This is a genomic window from Weissella sp. DD23, from assembly GCF_001579105.1.
GTDB classification, from domain to species: domain Bacteria; phylum Bacillota; class Bacilli; order Lactobacillales; family Lactobacillaceae; genus Weissella; species Weissella cibaria.
In genome coordinates this window covers 1-987 of sequence record NZ_KQ970421.1, presented here as the reverse complement: position 1 = coordinate 987, position 987 = coordinate 1, and the positions used below count along the sequence as shown (strand labels likewise).

Genomic DNA, 987 nt, shown 5'->3' with positions numbered 1-987 from the left:
AAATTAACTATTGACATTATGATTCAGTTTTGAGATAATTAATCTCGTAATGCTAATTTAAATATTAGTCGTGTCGTGACGATGGCACTGAGGTCACACCTGTTCCCATACCGAACACAGAAGTTAAGCTCAGTAACGCCGAAAGTAGTTGGAGGATCGCTTCCTGCGAGGATAGGAAGTCGCGATGCGCATTGGACGTTTAGCTCAGCTGGGAGAGCACCTGCCTTACAAGCAGGGGGTCACAGGTTCGATCCCTGTAACGTCCATTGGGTCGTTAGCTCAGTTGGTAGAGCAGTGGACTTTTAATCCATGGGTCCAGGGTTCGAGCCCCTGACGACCCATTGGGTAATGACCCACAAATAATAAATATTCCGTCAACCGGTGATTTATATTATGTCGCCGACTTAGCTCAGTTGGTAGAGCATCGCTCTTGTAAAGCGAGGGTCGAAGGTTCGAGTCCTTTAGTCGGCATCATGCGAATATAGTTCAGTTGGTAGAACGCTACCTTGCCATGGTAGAGGTCGCGGGTTCGAATCCCGTTGTTCGCTTTGCCGGCTTGGCGGAATAGGCAGACGCACAGGACTTAAAATCCTGCGATGGAAACATCGTACCGGTTCGATCCCGGTAGCCGGCACTTATTTATGGACTTATATGCTAATTGGATAAACACCCCGGCTACGAACCGGGTATTGCAGGTTCGAGTCCTGCTAGGTCCATTAGCGAACGTAGTTTGCTAATTTCAAATGAATAAGTTCGGGACGTAGCTCAGCTTGGTAGAGCACCTGGTTTGGGACCAGGGGGCCGCAGGTTCGAATCCTGTCGTCCCGGTTTATAACAGAATATGTTATAGTTCGCGGTGTAGCTCAGCTGGCTAGAGCGTCCGGTTCATACCCGGGAGGTCGAGGGTTCGATTCCCCCCGCCGCGATTGACTCAAATAACAAGGACCTTTAGCTCAGTTGGTTAGAGCAGACGGCTCATAACCGTCC

At 49.4% G+C, this 987-nt stretch carries 8 tRNA genes and 1 rRNA gene; all 9 read left to right on the top strand.

Annotation, left to right across the window (positions count from 1 at the left end):
* Positions 1 to 71 precede the first annotated feature (71 nt).
* Positions 72 to 188: ribosomal RNA gene (gene rrf, locus WEIDD23_RS11990) — 5S ribosomal RNA — on the top strand.
* A 5-nt stretch (positions 189 to 193) separates the two neighbouring features.
* Positions 194 to 266 (top strand) — tRNA-Val (locus WEIDD23_RS11985).
* 2 nt (positions 267 to 268) lie between these two features.
* Positions 269 to 341 (top strand) — tRNA-Lys (locus WEIDD23_RS11980).
* 57 nt (positions 342 to 398) lie between these two features.
* Positions 399 to 471: transfer RNA gene (locus WEIDD23_RS11975), tRNA-Thr, on the top strand.
* Positions 472 to 475: 4 nt separating this feature from the next.
* Positions 476 to 548: transfer RNA gene (locus WEIDD23_RS11970), tRNA-Gly, on the top strand.
* A 2-nt stretch (positions 549 to 550) separates the two neighbouring features.
* Positions 551 to 634: transfer RNA gene (locus WEIDD23_RS11965), tRNA-Leu, on the top strand.
* A gap of 9 nt (positions 635 to 643) precedes the next feature.
* Positions 644 to 716 (top strand) — tRNA-Arg (locus WEIDD23_RS11960).
* A gap of 38 nt (positions 717 to 754) precedes the next feature.
* Positions 755 to 828, top strand: a tRNA-Pro gene (locus tag WEIDD23_RS11955).
* A 24-nt stretch (positions 829 to 852) separates the two neighbouring features.
* A tRNA-Met gene (locus tag WEIDD23_RS11950) sits at positions 853 to 926 on the top strand.
* Positions 927 to 987 lie beyond the last annotated feature (61 nt).